The organism is Streptomyces sp. NPDC031474 (genome assembly GCF_055581185.1).
On the sequence record NZ_JBVIJX010000023.1, the window covers coordinates 110,231 to 128,481 of the forward strand.

Here is an 18,251-nt window from a genome sequence, read left to right on the forward strand (position 1 = left end):
ATGCGTGCGCAACGTATGCGGGACGGCCTGAAGGGCTGGGGCGGCGTGGGGGCCATGGCGGCCGTCTGCGCCCTCGCGCTGGCCTTCGTGCTGCTGCTGCCGTGGGCGCACTCCCACGGCGACGCCAGTGCGGGGCGGGGCGGCCGGGGCGCCGCCGAGGGCAGCCCGGTGGCCGACGCCGCCTGCACGGCCCCCGAGAAGCAGACGCTGGCGCCGTCGAGCGCGGACGGCCCGACGATCGCCGCGATCAAGGCCCGGCAGGGCGAGAAGCGCAAGCTGATCGTCGGCGTCGACCAGAACAGCTACCGCTGGGGCTACCGCGACCCCAACAACGCCGGCGCGGAGCTGGAGGGCTTCGACATCGACCTGGTCCACCGGATCGCCCAGGACATCCTCGGCGACCCGGAAGCCGTCCAGTTCAAGGCCATCCCGACCAACCAGCGCATCCCGGCCATCCAGGAGGGCCGGGTCGACATGGTCGTGCGCACGATGACGATCTCCTGCGGCCGTCTCTCCGACGTCGCGTTCTCCGCGCCCTACTTCAAGACGGGCCAGCAGGTCCTCGCCCCCAAGTCCTCGACGATCACCGGCTACAACGACACGCTGGCGAAGAAGAAGATCTGCACGGCGACCGGTTCGACGGCCAACACCAAGCTCGACGACGACAAGAAGGCGAGCCGGCTGCCCGCCACCGTCGACATCCGCACCACCGTCCCCAACCAGCTCGACTGTCTGGTCCGGTTGCAGCTCGGCGAGGTCGACGCGGTCGTCACCGACGGCGCGCTCGCGGCCAGTCAGGCGGCCCAGGACCCGACAGTCGAGCTCAAGGGCGCCCCGTTCACTGTCGAGTACTACGGCGTGGCGATGAAGAAGGACGCGAGCGATCTGGTACGCCGGGTCAACCAGATCCTGGTGGAGTACCGCGCGAGCGGCTGGCAGGCCTCGTACGACAAGTGGCTGTCGGCGACACTGGGCAGTGACGCGACGACGTCGAAGCCGCCCACGCCGCCGCAGTACCTGCGCACGAGTTGACGGACCGACGGGCAGGCAGAGTACGCAGGGTACCGAGCGTGGAACCGACAAGGCAGCGAGAGGTGATCGATGGGCGTCACGGGACCCCCCGGGCCGGTGATGGACCGGGACGAGGTCGACCGTGCGCTGGCGCGGCTCGGCGCGGAGCACGAGGCGATCGAGACCTCGCTTCTCGCCCTGCAGGACCACGCGGGCCGCAGGCTGCTGGAGGGCGCCGAACTCACCGGTGTCACCAAGGAGCGCTGGGCGTCCGCGGAGGCGTCGATCACGCTGCTGTGGGCGTACTTCGACGCGTACACGGACGCGCTGCGCGGCGCCCGCGAGATCCGTTCGCGCCGCCGCTGGTCCAGCCGTGAGGACCTGGTGGAGCTGACGGAGCTGCTGCGCGGGGAGTCCGTCACCGTCGCCGGATCGATCGCGGGATCGGTCGCCGGGCCGCTGGCCGGATCGGCCGCCACCCTGGCCGGCGCGCCGACGCTGCACGGCTCGGGCAAGCTCAGCCAGAGCTTCTCCCTCACCACCCTCGTCGACCGCATGAACGAGCTGTACGCCTCGTCGCTGGACATGATCGTCGCCGCCGACGCGGTGTGGTCGGCGCTGCCCGCGCGGATAGATTTACTGGCCGCAGAGCTCCAGCGCACCCGCCGGCTCGCCCACTCCGTCGGCGTGCGCCCGGGCGAGCACCCGGCGGGCGACGACCTGGAACGCATCACGCACACGCTGACCGCCCTGCGCGAGCAGGTGGTGTCGGACCCGCTCGCGTACTGGGTGCGCGCGCAGGGCAGTTCGGCCCCGGGCGGCGGCCGTCCCGACACCACGGTGTACGACCGTGAGGCGCGCGCCCTGGAGGACGTGCGCCGGGAGATCGACGCTGTCCTGACGGTCCGTCAGGACGCCGAGCAGCGGCTGGTGAAGCTGCGGGACATCCTCAGCCGCGCCGACCGCACACTCGCCGAGGCGCGCACCGCGCGCGGCGAGGTGCTCGCGAAGATCGCCGCGACCGAGGTGCCGGTGGTCAGCGGACCGCCGACCGTGCTGCAGGAGCAGCTCGCGACGGCCGCCGAGTACCGCAGGCAGGCCCAGTGGCACCGTCTGTCGCCGCTCCTGGAGACCCTGGAGCAGAAGGCTGAGGACGAACTGCTGCGTGCCCGCGAGTCGTTGACCGCGGTCACCCAGCCGTTGGCGGTCCGCGCGGAGCTGCGCGGCCGCCTCGACGCGTACAAGGCGAAGGTCGCCCGGCACGGGCTCGCCGAAGACCCGTTCCTCATCGAGCGCTACGACGCGGCGCGCCGCATGCTGTGGAGCGCGCCCTGCGATCTGCGCGTCGCCGGACAGGCCGTCCTGCGCTACCAGCAGGCCGCCGCCGAACTGCTGGCCGCCCCGCGCGTGCCGGATCAGGGCGGCTTCGAGGACCGTAGGGGGGAGCAGTAGCCATGAGTCAGGCAGGGCAGTCGTGTCAGCGGCCAGGCTGCGAGGGGTCGTACGAGGACGTGGGCGGGGGCGAGCTGTACTGCGACACCTGCGGTCTGGCCCCGGTCGTCTCGTCGAGCGGCATGGTCGGCTCACCGCCGACCGGGGTGACCGCGGGCGGCAAGGGCTCGGCGGCCAGCGGGAGTTCACGCTCCGGCTCGCACAGCTCCCGCAGTGCCCGCAGTTCCCGTACGTCGTCGCAGTCGGCGAAGTCGCGGCGCTCGGTGTCGGGGCGGCTGTCGCGCTCGCTGTCGGGCAAGTCGACGGGCCGCTCGGTGTCGGTGCGCTCCTCCGGCTCCGCGGCCGGCTCCTCCGGGCGGGCCCGGCTCGGCGCCGGCCTGGTCTCGGTGCCGCAGGTGCCGAGGCCCGACCCGCGCGAGATGGTCCTGGAGAACCCCGAGGTGCCCGAGCGCAAGCGGTTCTGCTCGCGCTCCGACTGCGGGGCGCCGGTGGGCCGTTCGCGCGGCGAGCGGGAGGGGCGTACGGAGGGCTTCTGCACCAAGTGCGGTCAGCCTTACTCCTTCGTGCCGAAACTGAAGGCCGGCGACGTCGTGCACGGCCAGTACGAGGTCGTGGGCTGCCTCGCGCACGGCGGTCTCGGCTGGATCTACCTGGCCATCGACCGCCCGGTGGGCGACCGTTGGGTCGTCCTGAAGGGCCTCCTGGACACCGGTGACCAGGACGCGATGGCCGCGGCCATCTCCGAGCGGCGCTTCCTCTCCGAGATCGAGCACGCCAGCATCGTGCGGATCTACAGCTTCGTCGAACACCTCGACCAGCGCACCGGCTCCCTCGACGGCTACATCGTCATGGAGTACATCGGCGGCAAGTCCCTGAAGGAGATCGCCAACGATCGCCGCACACCGCAGGGCAAGCGGGACCCGCTGCCGGTCGAGCAGGCGTGCGCGTACGGCATCGAGGCCCTGGAGGCGCTCGGCCATCTGCACAGCCGCAACCTGCTGTACTGCGACTTCAAGGTCGACAACGCGATCCAGAGCCAGGACGAGCTCAAGCTGATCGACATGGGCGCGGTCAGACGCATGGACGACGACGAGTCGGCCATCTACGGCACGATCGGCTACCAGGCGCCGGAGGTCGCCGAGGTCGGCCCCTCGGTCGCCTCCGACCTGTACACGGTGGGCCGTACGCTCGCCGTCCTCACCTTCGACTTCCAGGGCTACACGACCGTCTTCGTCGACTCCCTGCCCGACCCCGACAACATCGAGGTCTTCCGCCAGTACGAGTCCTTCTACCGGCTCCTCGTCCGCGCCACCGACCCCGACCCGGCCCGCAGGTTCGCCTCGGCGCAGGAGATGGCGGAGCAGCTGACGGGCGTGCTGCGCGAGGTCGTCTCGCTGCAGAGCGGCCGGGCACGGCCCTCGCTGTCGACCCTGTTCGGGCCCGAGATCAAGGTCACGGACACCGAGCTGTTCCCGAAGCTGGACGGCGAGGTGTCCCGGCTGGGGAGCCGGGTCGCGGTCAAGTCCCGGCGGCTGTTCGGGAGTCCGGGAGCCACGACGGCCCTCGGCGGCGGCTCGGGCGGAGCTGCGGGCGGGACGGGTGGTGCGGGCGGGACGGGTGGTGCGGGGGGTGCGCTTGGGCCGTCCGGCGGCGCCGTCCCCGCTCTCGCCTTCGCGGGCGCCCCCGGCGGCGCGCTGCCGACGGCCGGCACGGGCATGGGTGCGGGTACAGGTACAGGTACAGGTACAGGTACGGGCGGTGTCCCGGTGTCGTCCGGCGGCGGGTCCGGCGTCGTTCCCGGTGGCTTGGTGAAGACCGTCCCCGCGCCGGCCGCGGCCCTCGCGCTGCCCGTGCCGCACGTCGACCCCACCGACCCCAACGCGGGCTTTCTCGCAGGCCTGTTGACGTCCGCGCCGGGCGAGCTGATCACGGCGCTCGCCGCCGCGCCGGCGCCGTCGGTCGAGACCCGGCTGCGGCAGATCCGCGCCTGGCTGGAGAACGGCGACCACCAGGCCGCCCTCATGTCCCTCCAGAAACTGGAGGACGAACAGCCCGACGACTGGCGGGTGGTCTGGTACCGGGGCGTGGCCTCGCTGGTCACCGGCGATCACGAGGGCGCCGCGCTCGCCTTCGACGCGATCTACGACGCCTTCCCCGGCGAACCCGCGCCCAAGCTGGCGCTCGGCCTGTGCGCGGAGGTGCTGGGGCAGCTCGACAACGCCGCCGAGTACTACCGTCTGGTGTGGTCGACCGACCCCAGCTATGTGAGCTCCGCGTTCGGCCTGGCGCGCGTCCAGCTCGCCGCCGGGGACCGCAAGGGCGCCGTACGGACGCTGGAGTCGGTGCCGGAGTCCTCCATCCACTACACGGCGGCCCGGGTGGCGGCCGTGCGCGCCCGGCTCCGGCAGCGGACGGCGCTCGCCTCCGACGTACCCTTCCTGGAGGACCTCACCGCCGCCGCGGCCCAGGTCGAGGCGTTGGACGCGTACGGTCTGGATCCGAAGCGGCGCGAGCAGTTGTCCGCCGAAGTCCTCGGCTGCGCCCTCGACTGGATACTCTCCGGTGGCCGGGGCGCGGGACCGGACGCCCGGCGGGCGCTGCTCGGCAGCGAACTGGACGAGCGGGGGCTGCGCTTCGGCCTGGAGCGCTCGTACCGCACGCTGGCCCGGCTGGCGACCGGCGGTGAGGAGAGGATCGACCTGGTGGAACGTGCCAATCGTTACCGCCCCCGGACGTGGGTGTAGTTGATGTCGCAGATGCCCCGGCAGGCCGCCCTGTCGACGTGTCCGAGCTGCGCGGAGCCGCTCGACGCGGCTGACCGTTTCTGCGGTGCGTGCGGATACGACCTGTCCGCCGTGCCGCCCGGCCCGGACGACCATCCGACCCTCACGATGAACGGCTCCACCGAGCCGGCTCCCGCGGAGGGGACCCCGGTGAGCGGTACGACCGTGTCGGGCACCGGCGTGACCGCCGTCCCCGGCGTCGGCGGCGTGCCCGGCGTGGGTGCCGTCCCCGGCGTCGGCGGCGTGCCCGGCGCGGGTGCCGTCCCCGGCGTCGGCGGCGTCCCCGGCGCGGGTGCCGTCCCCGGCGTGGGTGCCGTGCCCGGTGTCGGTGGTGACTCCGGCGCGGGCGGTGGCAGCGGTGTCTCCGGGGTGCGGTTCGACCGGCCCTCGGAGCCGGACGAGTACGCCCTGCAGGCGCCGGACCCCCGGGTGGCCGCCGAGGCCGCCGCGGTGGCCGAGACCTCCAAGGTGTGCGTGGCCTGCCGCGCGGGCCGGGTCGACGACGACGGGTACTGCGAGAACTGCGGGCACGCCCAGCCCCGCGAACGCGACCACATGGAACTGGAGTCGGGCCCGCTGGCCGCCGTCAGCGACCGCGGGCTGCGCCACCACCGCAACGAGGACGCCTTCGGCCTCGGCCGCACCGCCCTGCCCGACGGCTCCCCCGCGCTCGTGGCGATCGTCTGTGACGGCGTGTCCTCCGCGACCCGCCCCGACGACGCCTCCCTCGCCGCGTCGCAGGCGGCCAGCCAGTCGCTGCTCGCGGCCCTGCCGCAGGGCACACACCCGCAGCAGGCCATGCACGAGGCGATCGTCGCCGCCTCGTACGCGGTCAACGCGCTGGCCGACGAGCCCGCCACCGCCCGCGAGCACGCCCCGCACCAGAACGCCCCCGCCTGCACCCTGGTCGGGTCGGTCGTCACGCCCGGGCTGCTGGTCGTCGGCTGGGTCGGCGACAGCCGCGCCTACTGGGTCCCGGAAGACCGCAGCTCACCCCCGGCCCGGCTCACCGAGGACGACTCGTGGGCCGCGCAGATGGTCGCCGCGGGCCTGATGAACGAGGCGGAGGCGTACGCCGACGAGCGCGCCCACGCGATCACCGGCTGGCTCGGCGCCGACGCCTACGAACTGGAGCCGCACACCGCCTCCTTCAAGCCCGACCGGCCCGGTGTGGTGGTGGTCTGCACGGACGGCCTGTGGAACTACGCCGAGGCGGCGGAGGAGATGGCCGAGGTCGTCCCGCAGGACGCTTCCGTACGCCCTCTGCACAGCGCACGCGTTCTCGTCGGTCACGCCCTGGACGGCGGGGGCCACGACAACGTAACAGTGGCCGTCGTGCCGTTCCCCGCCCCCGCACAGGGGGCAGGATCGGCCTGAGGGCCGCAAACCGGAAACACGGGGAAACACAGGCAACACGGGGAAGCACGCGTACGGACCGGTGGGGACCGGTCCGTATCCAGACATCACTCCACGAGGGTGGGGTTTCCGAGGGGGATTTGAGCAGGCATGGCCATTTTCTCGAAGTCGAACGTGCCGCAGTTCTCGGTGGACGTCTATCAGAACGAGTATCTGCCGGAGGGCGGGCGCGAGGTCAACGCGATCGTCACGGTGACCGCCACCGGCGGCGGCACGGTGGGCAGCGCGGTCGCCGCGCCGCACCTCTACTCGCCGGGCCAGGGCCCGTCCGCCGCCGTGGCGATCATGGTGGACTGTTCCGGCTCGATGGACTACCCGCCGGCCAAGATGCGCAACGCCCGCGACGCCACCGCCGCCGCCGTCGACACCCTGCGCGACGGCGTGCACTTCGCGGTGATCGGCGGAACGCACGTCGCCAAGGAGGTCTACCCGGGCGGCGGCCGGCTTGCGGTCGCCGACGCGACCACCCGCGAGCAGGCCAAGCAGGCGCTGCGCCGGCTCAGCGCGGGCGGCGGCACAGCGATCGGCACCTGGCTGCGCCTGGCCGACCGGCTGCTGTCCACCGCCGACGTCGCCATCCGGCACGGCATCCTGCTCACCGACGGCCGCAACGAGCACGAGGCGCCGCAGGACCTCAAGGCCGCCCTCGACGACTGCGCCGGACGTTTCACCTGTGACGCCCGTGGCGTGGGCACCGACTGGGAAGTGAAAGAAGTCACAGGGATCGCTTCCGCGCTGCTCGGCACCGCCGACATCGTCGCCGACCCGACCGGCCTCGCCGCCGACTTCACGCAGATGATGGAGACGGCGATGGGCAAGGAGGTCGCGGACGTCGCCCTGCGGCTGTGGACCCCGGTCGGCACCACCATCAAGTTCGTCAAGCAGGTCGCGCCGACGGTCGAGGAACTGACCGGACGCCGCGCGGAGGCGGGCCCGCGCGCGGGCGACTACCCCACCGGTTCCTGGGGCGACGAGTCCCGCGACTACCACGTGTGCGTCGAGGTCCCGACGGCGAACATCGGCCAGGAGATGCTGGCCGCACGGGTGTCCCTGGTCATTCCGCAGTCCGACGGCAGCGTCCAGAACCTGGGCGCGCAGGGTCTCGTACGGGCCGTGTGGACCGACGACATGGCCGCCTCCACGTCGATCAACCCGCAGGTCGCCCACTACACGGGACAGGCCGAACTGGCACAGGTCATCCAACAAGGGCTCGACCTGCGCAAAGCGGGCGATATGGATGGAGCAACGGCCAAACTGGGCCGGGCCGTTCAGCTCGCGAGCGTCTCGGGGAACGCAGATACTGCGAAACTGCTTGCGAAGGTGGTGGACGTGGTCGATGCCACGACAGGTACTGTGCGACTGAAGGCGAAGGTCGCGGACGCCGACGAGATGACGCTCGAGACCCGGTCCACAAAGACTGTTCGTGTAAAGAAGTGACCTGAAAGCGCTTTTGGGACACCGAAGGAGAGAGGGGGACGCGCCGACATGCCGACCTGCCCGAACGGACACCAGTCGGGTTCCGACGACTGGTGCGAGGTCTGCGGTCACCGCATGGCCGGTGCCGTGCCTCCGCCCCCTCCCCCGCCGCCCCCCACCGCCGGCGGCGGCTACGGCTTCCCGCCGCCCCCGCAGGGCCCCGGCCAGGGCGGCCAGCCCGGGCCGCCCGGCGGACGGCATCTGTCCTCCGTACCGGATCACGAGCCCGAGCTCTGCCCGCAGTGCCGTACGCCCCGTGAGGGCGGTGCGCCGTTCTGCGAGGAGTGCCGGTGGAACTTCCTGACCAACACGGCGACCTCGTACACCCCGGCCGCACCGCGCCCACCGGCGCCCGGCCCGGGTCCTGGTGCCGGTCCTGGTGCGGGACAGGGTTTCGGTCCCGGGCCCGGAGGGCCGGGTCCGGGTGGCGGCGGTCCCGACGCGCGCTTCCAGCCGCCGCCTCCGTCGTACGGGGGCAGTGATGCGTTCGATTACCAGAGCTCCCGTCCGTCACAGGTGAATCGTCCCGCCGAGCCGATCCCGTCGGGCCCGCCGTTCGGCGGCGACCCGTCGGGGCGGACCGGTGGTCCTGGCGGCCAGGGCGGCCCCGGTGGCCAGGGCAGGCACGGCGGACCCCCGCCGGGTGCCTTCGGACGTGACCCTTCCGGTCCGGCGGGTCCGGGCGGCGACCCCTTCGGCCCGCCTTCCGGTCCTGGTGGCCGTCCCCCCGGCCCGCCCGGGGATCCCTACCGGCGTGAGCAGAACGGGCAGTCCTCCGACCCCTTCGGACGCGAGCCGTCGGGTCCGTCCGGCGACCCCTTCGGGCGTGAGCCGTCCGGCCTGGGCGGCCGCCCTCCGGGCCCGCCCGGCCCCGGCCCGTCGGGTCCCGGTGGCCCTGGAGGTCCCGGGGGCCCCGGTGGTCCGTCCGGCTTCGGCGGCGACCCGTCGCGGCCGGTTCCGCCGCCGCCCGGGCCCACGCCCACGGTCGGCCCCGGCTTCCCGGGCCAGGGAGGCTTCGGCGGCCCCGGCGGCCCCGGCGGTCCTGGGGGTCAAGGTGGTCCCGGGGGTCAGGGGCGTCCCGGAGGGCAGGGTGGGCCTCAGGCTCCGCAGGCGTTCCAGCCGTCCGGTCCGTCGGCCCCGTCCGGGTACCCGCAGGAGACGGGCCGTCCGCAGCAGGGCGGTCAGCCCTTCGGCGGCGGTGACGACGACTGGGTGATCTCCCCGCCGTCGAACACCGGCCCCGGGCAGGGCGACCCCAGGAGCCCCGGCGGCCCCGGCAACGCCCAGGGCGGCGGTGGCTACGGCTACCCGCAGCCCGGCGCCACACAGGCCCCGCCCCCGCCCGGCCCGGCGTTCCCGCAGCAGCCGGCGACCTGGACGGCGACCATCGGCCCGGACCGCTCGTACTTCATGGCGATGATGCACCGCTCGGGCCCCGAGGCCGCGGGCCTGAACCTGCCCGCGTACTCGCCCGAGCAGCAGCGCACGCTCACCGGCAACCAGATCACCATCGGCCGCCGCCGCCACTCCACTGGCGAGACCCCCGACATAGACCTGTCGGTGCCGCCGGAGGACCCGGGCGTCTCGCACCAGCACGCGGTGCTGGTCCAGCAGCCGGACGGCAGCTGGGCGGTCGTCGACCAGAACTCGACGAACGGCACGACGGTCAACGGCTCGGAAGAACCGATCCAGCCGTTCGTCCCGGTACCGCTGCAGGACGGCGACCAGGTGCACGTGGGCGCCTGGACGACGATCACGATCCGCCGCGGGTGAACAACGCCGCGGGTCGGTCCGCCTAGACCTCGACGAGGCCGGGGGCGGACGAACCGGGCAGGGGCCACGCGTACGGGCCCTCCGGTTCGTCCAGCCACGCCCACGCGTGCTCGGCGCCGACCGTGATGCCGTAGCGCTCCCGTCCCGGCCTGCCCTCGCGCTCCCACAGGGCGAAGGCCTCCTGGGGGTCGAGGGTGCCCCGGGTCAGGGCCAGCAGGAAGCCGAGCAGCTCGTTCTCCCGGGCCCTGCGCGGCACCCCGGCGAGCTCCACCGGCTCCGGCTCGGGCCGCTCCGATCCGCGCAGTGGCACGAAGTAGGCCGCAGTGGGCAGGAAGCGTCCCTCGCCGTATCCGGCGTCCCGCACGGTCAGCGCGATCAGCCCGGTGGCCAGCGGCGCCAGGATCAGGGCGCCGGGGGTGCACTGGGCGAGCCAGGCGCGCGGGATCGACGTCAGCGTGCAGGTCGCGATGATCCGGTCGAAGGGGGCGCGTTCGGGAACCCCGCGCGCCCCGTCCCCGGTGACGACGGTCGGCCGGTATCCGGCGGCGGCGAGGTGCCGGCGGGCGGACTCGGTGATCTCGGGGTCGAGGTCGACGGTGGTGACGTTCTCCTCGCCGAGCCGGTACGACAGCAGCGCCGCGTTGTACCCCGTCCCCGCCCCGATCTCCAGGACCCGGTCGCCGCCCTCGACCCGCAGCTCGGCCAGCATCAGCGCCATCAGCGAGGGCTGGCTGCTGGAGGAGAGCAGCACGCCGTCGCGCAGCCGGGTGGCCAGCGGCACGTCCTCGTAGGCGCCGCGCACCCAGCGTTCCCTGGTGCGCGGGTCGGGGCTCTCGCCCCAGCGCCGGTCGCAGCCGCCGCCGCTGACACCGCCGCTGACGTAGTAGTACGGCACGAAGAGATGGCGCGGGACCGTCGCGAAGGCCGCGCGCCAGCCCGGGTCGGCCGCGAACGCCCCGCTCGCCTCGATCTCACGGACCAGCGCGGCCCGCGCCGAGACGGCGAGGTCCTCCAGCTCCCTGTCCACCACGTGGGCGCCCATGCCTCCACTGTGCGGCGGAACCCGCCCCGAGGCGAACGTGGTGGTACTGGGCCGCGCGGTTGCCGGGCCCCGTGGTCCTAAGCCTTCAGTCCTCCGTCCACCCGTCTGAGACCATGGGTGACGTGAAAGAGATTCGGCGCGGCACGCTTCAGGAGCAGACCTTCTACGAGCAGGTCGGTGGGGAGGAGACCTTCCGCCGACTGGTCCACCGTTTCTACCAGGGAGTCGCCGAGGACCCGATCCTGCGGCCCATGTACCCGGAGGAGGACCTGGGTCCGGCCGAGGAGCGGTTCGCGCTGTTCCTCATGCAGTACTGGGGCGGTCCGACGACGTACAGCGACAACCGCGGCCATCCGCGCCTGCGCATGCGTCACGCCCCGTTCGTCGTGGACCGGGCCGCGCACGACGCCTGGCTGAAGCACATGCGGGACGCGGTCGACGAGCTCGGCCTGTCCGAGGAGCACGAGCAGACGCTGTGGAACTACCTGACGTACGCGGCGGCATCGATGGTGAACACCCCGGAGTGACGGCCTCGGCGCGCATGGGCCGGTTTCGGCGCGCATGGGCCGATTTCGGCCGGTGCATCCCGGACAGCCGATATTCGGCCGGGTATCCGGCGGTGTCGGTCCGGGGCCGGGTCAGCGGACGCTGACGTCGAGCATCCCCAGCCGTCCCGTGCGCCGTACGGCGATCGACCCGTACGGGGTGCGCAGCCGCAGCCAGCCGCCGAGCGAGAGCAGCCCGAGGTCGCCCGCGCTCGCCGAGGGCCGCAGGAATCCGAGCGACTGGGCCGCGTGCACGGCCCGCACGGGAAGGCCGGTGTCCCCGACCGTCCGGGACCAGATCTCCCGCCCGATCCGGTCGAGTTCGGCGCGCGTGCGCAGCTCGTCCGCCAACTCCTCGGTACGGGACCGGAATTCGCCGACGGCCGCTCCGACCAGCGCCCGCAGCGCGTCGGGCTCGGGCAGTCCCGGCTCAGGCCGCCATCCGCCGCGCGGCGGCAGCACTCCGGCCCACGGCGGCCCCGTGACGGCCTCGGGGACTACGGCCGTGGCGGCGCTCTCGTCGACGGACTCCAGCAGCTCGCCCGCCGACACCGTCACGTCCAGCGTGACATCGAGGCCGTTCTCGTACGGCTTGGCCAGCCGGACCGCGCGGATCGCGAGCACCTCGAAGGACGGCGGACGCCCGAAGACGGCGAGCGCGGTGCCGGCCGCCTGCAGGCGCACCGCGGCTCCACGGTCGTAGTGGAGCAGCCGGGAGAGGAAGGCCGCGAGGTCCGCCGCCTCCCCCTCGTCGGCGAGGTGGAGCACCGTCATGCGGCGACGGCCTCCTTGTCGGCATCCTTGTCGTCGTCCCGGTACTCGGCGAGGAACTCCCGCTCCTCGGCGGTGAGCCGACGCGGCCGCTCGGCCTCGAAGTCGAACGGCACGACCACCGTCGACGCCCGGACGTAGACCTGGTCGTCGTCCTTCACCTCGTAGGTGATGGTGAAGGACGCCGCCCTGATCTCCGTGATCCACAGCTCGATGTCCACGGGCGTGTGCCGGTGGACGAGCTGCCGCTTGTAGTCGATCTCGTGGCGCGCCACCACGGACCCCTGCTTGAAGTCCTTCTCCGGGCGGAACAGGAAATCGATGCGGGCTTCTTCCAGGTAGCGGATGAAGACCGCGTTGTTGACGTGACCGTACGCGTCCATGTCCGACCAGCGCAGCGGGCAGCGGTAGAGGTGGCGCAAGACCGATCAGCCCCGGGTCAGCTTCTTGTAGGTGGCGCGGTGCGGACGCGCGGCGTCCGGCCCCAGTCGCTCGATCTTGTTCTTCTCGTACGACTCGAAGTTGCCCTCGAACCAGAACCACTTGGAGTCACCCTCGTAGGCGAGGATGTGCGTGGCGACCCGGTCGAGGAACCACCGGTCGTGGGAGACGACCACGGCCGCACCCGGGAACTCCAGCAGCGCGTTCTCCAGGCTGCTGAGGGTCTCGACGTCGAGGTCGTTGGTCGGCTCGTCGAGGAGCAGCAGGTTGCCGCCCTGCTTGAGGGTGAGCGCGAGGTTCAGCCGGTTGCGCTCACCGCCGGAGAGCACCCCGGCCGGCTTCTGCTGGTCCGGGCCCTTGAATCCGAAGGCCGAGACGTACGCGCGGGACGGCATCTCGACCTGCCCGACGTTGATGTAGTCCAGTTCGTCGGAGACGACGGCCCACAGCGTCTTCTTCGGGTCGATGTTCTCGCGGCTCTGGTCGACGTAGGAGATCTTGACGGTCTCGCCGACCTTGATCGAGCCCGAGTCCGGGGTCTCGAGCCCCTGGATCATCTTGAAGAGGGTGGTCTTGCCGGCGCCGTTCGGGCCGATGACCCCGACGATGCCGTTGCGCGGGAGCGTGAAGGAGAGACCGTCGATGAGGACCTTCTCGCCGAAGGCCTTGGAGAGGTTGTCGACCTCGACGACGACAGAGCCGAGCCGCGGGCCCGGCGGGATCTGGATCTCCTCGAAGTCCAGCTTCCGCATCTTGTCGGCCTCGGCGGCCATTTCCTCGTAGCGGGCGAGACGGGCCTTGGACTTGGCCTGACGTCCCTTGGCGTTGGACCGCACCCACTCGAGCTCTTCCTTGAGCCGCTTGGCGCGCTTGGCGTCCTTCTGCCCCTCGACCTTGAGACGGGTCGCCTTGGTCTCCAGGTAGGTGGAGTAGTTGCCCTCGTAGCCGATGGCGCGGCCGCGGTCGAGCTCCAGGATCCAGCCGGCGACGTTGTCGAGGAAGTACCGGTCGTGGGTGACGGCGACGACGGTGCCGGGGTACTTGGCGAGGTGCTGCTCCAGCCACTGCACGGACTCGGCGTCCAGGTGGTTGGTGGGCTCGTCGAGCAGCAGCAGGTCGGGGGCCTCCAGCAGCAGCTTGCACAGCGCGACCCGGCGGCGCTCACCACCGGAGAGGTTGGTGACGGGCCAGTCGCCGGGCGGGCAGCCCAGGGCGTCCATGGCCTGCTCCAGCTGGGTGTCCAGGTCCCACGCGTTCGCGTGGTCCAGGTCCTCCTGGAGCTTGCCCATCTCGTCGAGCAGCGCGTCCGAGTAGTCGGTCGCCATCAGCTCGGCGACCTCGTTGAACCGCTTCAGCTTGCCCATGATCTCGGCGGCGCCGTCCTGCACGTTCTGCAGCACGGTCTTGGACTCGTCGAGCGGCGGCTCCTGAAGGAGCATGCCGACGCTGTATCCGGGCGACAGGAACGCGTCGCCGTTGGAGGGCTGCTCGAGCCCCGCCATGATCTTCAGAACGGTGGACTTACCGGCGCCGTTCGGCCCGACCACACCGATCTTCGCGCCGGGGAGGAAGCTCAGCGTCACGTCGTCAAGGATGACCTTGTCGCCGTGCGCCTTGCGCGTCTTGCGCATGGTGTAGATGTACTCAGCCAAGAGAAACCGTCCGGCAGCTTGAAATCAGGCAGTGGGCAGATACACCCCATCTTGCCGGACTGCTACCCCTGGGGGGAAACCCGATTGCCCGGCAACGGCTGACCTGGCCTTTCAACACGGACGGCTACGGCCCGGACCGTCGCTCCTCCGTCGCGTAGACCTGCCCGCGGCCTCACAGACGCGGACTTCTCCGCGATCAACGGCTGGCTCCGCGGTGTCAACGGGCCACCGCACTGGGGACAGGTTGGTACGGACTCGGTCGGCATCCCGGCAACGTACGTCGGCCGCGGGTGTACGGGGACAGGGCTGTCACCCGGACAGGTCTTCCAGCAAGCGGCTGGTTGCCGGGGCGCACACGATTCTCTTGCAGTCTCGACCCACCATCCGACCCACTGTGAGGGAGTCACCATGTCCCGCATGCCCAAGATCGCCGCACTTGGTGCCGCTGTCGGCTTCCTGCTCGCCGCGAGCGCTGGAGCCGCAGCCGCCGGAGAAGGCGGAGGCGGGGGCGGCGGAGGCGGCTTCACCACGCAGCAGGTTGAGGGGCCCGCAGTCGTAGTGCCGCCCAATGCGTTCGGCAGCGCTGACGCCACGTGCCCGGCAGGAACCACTCTTACCGGCGGCGGTTTCGGAACGATCAGCCCGGCTCTGGAAGTGACCGGGTCCTATGGCGCGGGGCCGGACGGACCAGGGGGGCCGAACACGTGGAGGGCGGTGGCCGTCAACACAAGCCAGACGAACCAGACGCTCACCGCTTTTGCCATCTGCGCGACGCTCGCAGGCCCACACAAGTGAAGCCCCCGGCCGGGTGTCTCGTGAGCAGCCCGGCCGGGCTGTGTACCGGGGCGAAGCGTCGGGCTTACGAGCTGGCGTTCCACGAGTGGGCGACGTCGACGATCAGGTGATCGCCCGACTGCATCACCCGGAACGGCAGCCGGGCCCGGACGCCGACTCCCACCCGTGCCTCGGATTCCAGGGCGTCCGCGTAGCGGGTGTCCCGGAAGGTCTTGTAGCCAGTGACGTTCACTCCGGGCAGCGGTTGGCCGTGCTGCCCGGGGTAGGACTTCGTGCCGGTGGCCGGGTCGTAGTTCGGGTCCACGGCGATCTGCAGGATCGCCCCGCCCTCGATGGGGATCTCTCCCGTCGCGGGCGTCGTCAGTTTGTCGACGTACTTGACCTGGTAGCCGGTCGCGCCGGTCGAGCCGCCCTTGAAATCGAGGACCATGCGGTCGAAGCACTCGTGCTGCCCGGTCCTGATGTTCGTCAGCGGGGGCTTGTGGTCGTCCGCGGACCACAGGTGCTTCTCGAGGCTTCCCCACCCGGTCTCACACACTGCCGACTCCGACGCGGCGGTGGCCGACGCGGCGGTGGCGGCCTGCGCCGTACCCACCGTTCCCGCGAGCCCGGCACCCGCCAACACGAGCGCCGCCAGTGTGATTCCGAGCCGTCGCATGCTTGCTCCCCATGATCGAGTACCCGCCCCTGAGAGGCCGTGGTGAGCAAGGCTGGGCTCGCAATGTGACCGGACCTGGCCCGGACGATCACGAAACGGCATCAGCCGACCGGTGGGCGGAAGTCCGGTCAGTCCCGCGCGCCGTTCTCCTTTCGGCCCACGAGGATCAGGGCCGCGCCGCCGATGACGACCAGACCGATGGCGGTGCCCGCGATGAGCGGGGTGGCGCTGGTGCCGCCCGTCGCGGCGAGATCGGTGTCGTCCGCGGCGGACGTGCCGCCGACCGTCGCCGGGCTCGGCTCACTGAGGGTCTGGGTGGTCAGGCCGGCGGTCTCGTCGGCCTGCGTCCTGCAGTCCAGGACGCCGGTGAAGCGGTACTGGACGCCTTGCAGGCCGTTGATCGTGAAGTCGTAGGCCTGGTCCTCCTGCAGCGGGATCGTCACCGTCTGGGACGCTCCGGCCGGGATGGTGTGCCGGATGCCCATCAGCTCGAAGGAGAAGTCCGCGTCGCCCTGGTTGGCGGCGGTGATGTCCACGCCGCTCCCGGCGCAGTTCTTCGCCGCGGACAGCGCCGGTATGGCGCCCTGCTTGGCCCAGGTCGCGCTCGCCGTCGCCGACACCGTCGACTCGCTGGAGCCCGCCAGGATCTGGGTCTGGCTGCGGTTCTCGGAGGTGAAGGCCCGTCCTACCGGGACGGTGGTCGAGGCCTGGACGGTCAGCTCGGCCGAGCCGGCGGCCGCGTCGACGGGCACGTCGAAGAAGAGCTGGCTGCCGTCCGTCACGGACGTGACCGCCTTGCCGTCCTTGCCGACGATCCGCACCCCGCTGGTGGCGGCGTCCAGCGGCGGTGTCACCGTCACGCCGCTCGCGTCGGTGTGCACCGTCACCGGGCCGAGCAGTTCGCCGGGGTGGCCGGAGACGGCGGGCGCGTCGAGGGTGAGCGACGCCGCGGGCTCCGGGACGGCGCGGGCGGCCTTGTGCAGGTAGTCCGCGAGCCGCTCGGCCTGCGGATCGAGGGCGTCGACGGCCGCGCCGTCCGAGTAGCGCCAGATGGCCACCTGGGTGCCGGCGGCCGCGTCCTGCTCGGTCAGGCCGCCGTCGATGCCGGCCTTGTCCGCGAGTGAGGCGAGGTCGTTGACCTGGGGGTAGGAGTTCTGCAGGATCCAACCGATGCGGCCCGCGTCCTTGTTGGCGCCCAGCGAGGTGCCGCTCCACGGCGTCTCGTGGTACTTGGCGTCCTTCTGCGTCGGGTTGTAGAGGTCGATGCAGTAGGTCTGCAGGGTGCCGCCGCCCTCGACGGACATCTCGAACAGACCGGCGGGGACCTCCTGGTCCCCGGTGTCGGCGTGGATCACGGCGGCGCCGTACGTCTTGAGGCCGCCTATGGTCGCGGTGGCTCCGCCCTGACTCTGTGTCATCTCGGCGGCGACGGCCGTGCCCGCACCGGCGATCACGCCCACGGCGACGAGGCCGGACACCAACGTCGCCGCGGCGAGGCGAACCACCCCTCGCCCGCGTGCGAACGGCGCGGAGAACGAAGAAATCACGCAATTCCCCTTCGAGCAGGACACGTTGATGTGGGGGGTACGGTCCCACCAGCAGAATCAGAAGCCCCGTGAACCACGTCCGGCATCCTAGAGACGCCGCGCACCACGCTTACCGGTCATCTCATCGGATCACCGATCCGACTCGTAATCGTTATCCCCAAGATCGTCTATGGGGGTCCCGCGAACCCGGCCTATCGACAAATCCACTCGGTCGTTCGGAGTGCATCCGTCGATAAGCCGTAGTTCGGTCAGTGACGGCTCTCAGGCGTCGATGACGCCCCGTCACCAGCCGGTCCGCTCACGTCACTCCCACCGGTTCGCGTCGCGGCGAACCGCCCGGCTCCCGCTCTCGCTCCGGCCCCCGTACCGGCCCCCTTACCGACCCTCGTTCCGGTCCCGGCTCCGGCTCCGCCGCCCGCTCCGATACCCGTTCCGCGGAAGTCGCTGCCGGGGTCTCCCAGTCGGGTTCGGGCTGCGCCGGTGCGCCCGCGGCCATCGGCTCGGGGCGGCCCGAGCGCCGGAACGCGGACGTGCCCCGCGCGATGTCGTGGCCGATCGCCACGGCGTCGATGTCCGCCGACGTCCAGTTCTGCTGTCCCTCGCGCTGCTCCGTGCGCACCTTCAGCCTGCCCTGCACGATCACCGGGTCGCCGACGTTCAGCGAGGCCACCGTGTTCGCCGCCAACTGCCGGTTGGCCCACACCGTGAAGAAGTTGGTGTGCCCGTCGGTCCAGGTGTTCTTCTCCCGGTCCCAGTAGCGCGAGGTGACCGCCAGCCGGAACCTCGCCGAAGCGCCCGCCGCCAGGTCCCGGTAGACCGGCCGCGTCGCCACGTTGCCGACCGCGCAGACCATCGTCTCGTTCATGCGAACCCCTCCCTCGCCGGACGG

The 18,251-nt window shown here is 71.9% G+C and carries 15 protein-coding genes; 8 read left to right on the plus strand and 7 right to left on the minus strand.

Going from position 1 to position 18,251, the window contains the following annotated elements; genetic code table 11:
• The 6 genes from ACZ5SK_RS39460 to ACZ5SK_RS39485 all read left to right on the plus strand — a co-directional run bounded on the left by ACZ5SK_RS39460 (window position 1) and on the right by ACZ5SK_RS39485 (window position 9,911).
• Window positions 1-1,032: a glutamate ABC transporter substrate-binding protein gene (locus tag ACZ5SK_RS39460; RefSeq protein WP_334579817.1), complete on the plus strand. Its 1,032-nt coding sequence runs from the start codon at window positions 1-3 to the stop codon at window positions 1,030-1,032.
• A gap of 69 nt (window positions 1,033-1,101) precedes the next feature.
• The gene (locus ACZ5SK_RS39465) at window positions 1,102-2,463 is read left to right on the plus strand and encodes a coiled-coil domain-containing protein (protein ID WP_361700585.1); all 1,362 of its coding nucleotides are present in this window, start codon (window positions 1,102-1,104) and stop codon (window positions 2,461-2,463) included.
• 2 nt (window positions 2,464-2,465) lie between these two features.
• The gene (locus tag ACZ5SK_RS39470; protein WP_468157553.1) at window positions 2,466-5,207 is read left to right on the plus strand and encodes a serine/threonine-protein kinase; all 2,742 of its coding nucleotides are present in this window, start codon (window positions 2,466-2,468) and stop codon (window positions 5,205-5,207) included.
• A complete protein-coding gene (locus ACZ5SK_RS39475) occupies window positions 5,208-6,623 on the plus strand; it encodes a PP2C family serine/threonine-protein phosphatase (protein WP_468577323.1) in 1,416 nt (471 codons plus the stop codon).
• 129 nt (window positions 6,624-6,752) lie between these two features.
• Window positions 6,753-8,099, plus strand: coding sequence for a vWA domain-containing protein (locus ACZ5SK_RS39480; protein ID WP_334579813.1), 1,347 nt, complete (start codon window positions 6,753-6,755; stop codon window positions 8,097-8,099).
• A 48-nt stretch (window positions 8,100-8,147) separates the two neighbouring features.
• Entirely contained in the window at window positions 8,148-9,911 is a 1,764-nt protein-coding gene (locus ACZ5SK_RS39485; RefSeq protein ID WP_457494384.1) for an FHA domain-containing protein, read from the plus strand.
• Window positions 9,912-9,933: 22 nt separating this feature from the next.
• Here ACZ5SK_RS39485 and ACZ5SK_RS39490 read toward each other — a convergent pair whose 3' ends face one another.
• Window positions 9,934-10,953 carry a methyltransferase domain-containing protein gene (locus tag ACZ5SK_RS39490; protein ID WP_361700597.1) on the minus strand — a complete coding sequence of 340 codons (1,020 nt, stop codon included), beginning with the start codon at window positions 10,951-10,953 and terminating at the stop codon, window positions 9,934-9,936.
• 113 nt (window positions 10,954-11,066) lie between these two features.
• Between ACZ5SK_RS39490 and ACZ5SK_RS39495 the strand changes: the two genes are divergently transcribed.
• Window positions 11,067-11,480, plus strand: coding sequence for a globin (locus tag ACZ5SK_RS39495; protein WP_319676372.1), 414 nt, complete (start codon window positions 11,067-11,069; stop codon window positions 11,478-11,480).
• 111 nt (window positions 11,481-11,591) lie between these two features.
• On the opposite strand, the gene ACZ5SK_RS39500 is transcribed toward ACZ5SK_RS39495, so the two are convergent.
• The 3 genes from ACZ5SK_RS39500 to ettA are packed head-to-tail and all read right to left on the minus strand — an operon-like array spanning window position 11,592 to window position 14,362.
• Entirely contained in the window at window positions 11,592-12,272 is a 681-nt protein-coding gene (locus ACZ5SK_RS39500; protein ID WP_468577326.1) for a DUF8010 domain-containing protein, read from the minus strand.
• Window positions 12,269-12,691 carry an acyl-CoA thioesterase gene (locus ACZ5SK_RS39505; protein WP_334579809.1) on the minus strand — a complete coding sequence of 141 codons (423 nt, stop codon included), beginning with the start codon at window positions 12,689-12,691 and terminating at the stop codon, window positions 12,269-12,271. The genes ACZ5SK_RS39500 and ACZ5SK_RS39505 overlap by 4 nt, the downstream gene beginning before the upstream one ends.
• Window positions 12,692-12,697: 6 nt before the next feature.
• Window positions 12,698-14,362 (minus strand): energy-dependent translational throttle protein EttA, encoded by a 1,665-nt coding sequence (ettA, locus tag ACZ5SK_RS39510; protein ID WP_334579808.1) that lies wholly within the window; start codon window positions 14,360-14,362, stop codon window positions 12,698-12,700.
• A gap of 417 nt (window positions 14,363-14,779) precedes the next feature.
• On the opposite strand from ettA, the gene ACZ5SK_RS39515 reads away from it, so the two are divergent.
• Complete coding sequence (locus ACZ5SK_RS39515; RefSeq protein WP_334579807.1) at window positions 14,780-15,157, plus strand: hypothetical protein; 378 nt, start codon at window positions 14,780-14,782, stop codon at window positions 15,155-15,157.
• Between the two features lie 64 nt (window positions 15,158-15,221).
• Here the strand turns inward: ACZ5SK_RS39515 and ACZ5SK_RS39520 are convergent, their stop codons facing one another.
• The 3 genes from ACZ5SK_RS39520 to ACZ5SK_RS39530 form a co-directional block, all read right to left on the minus strand.
• Window positions 15,222-15,815: an AMIN-like domain-containing (lipo)protein gene (locus ACZ5SK_RS39520; RefSeq protein WP_468577327.1), complete on the minus strand. Its 594-nt coding sequence runs from the start codon at window positions 15,813-15,815 to the stop codon at window positions 15,222-15,224.
• A gap of 128 nt (window positions 15,816-15,943) precedes the next feature.
• Entirely contained in the window at window positions 15,944-17,362 is a 1,419-nt protein-coding gene (locus ACZ5SK_RS39525; protein ID WP_334579805.1) for a thioester domain-containing protein, read from the minus strand.
• Between the two features lie 298 nt (window positions 17,363-17,660).
• Window positions 17,661-18,227, minus strand: a complete 567-nt coding sequence (locus ACZ5SK_RS39530) for a single-stranded DNA-binding protein (RefSeq protein WP_334579804.1) — start codon at window positions 18,225-18,227, stop codon at window positions 17,661-17,663.
• Window positions 18,228-18,251: the final 24 nt, after the last annotated feature.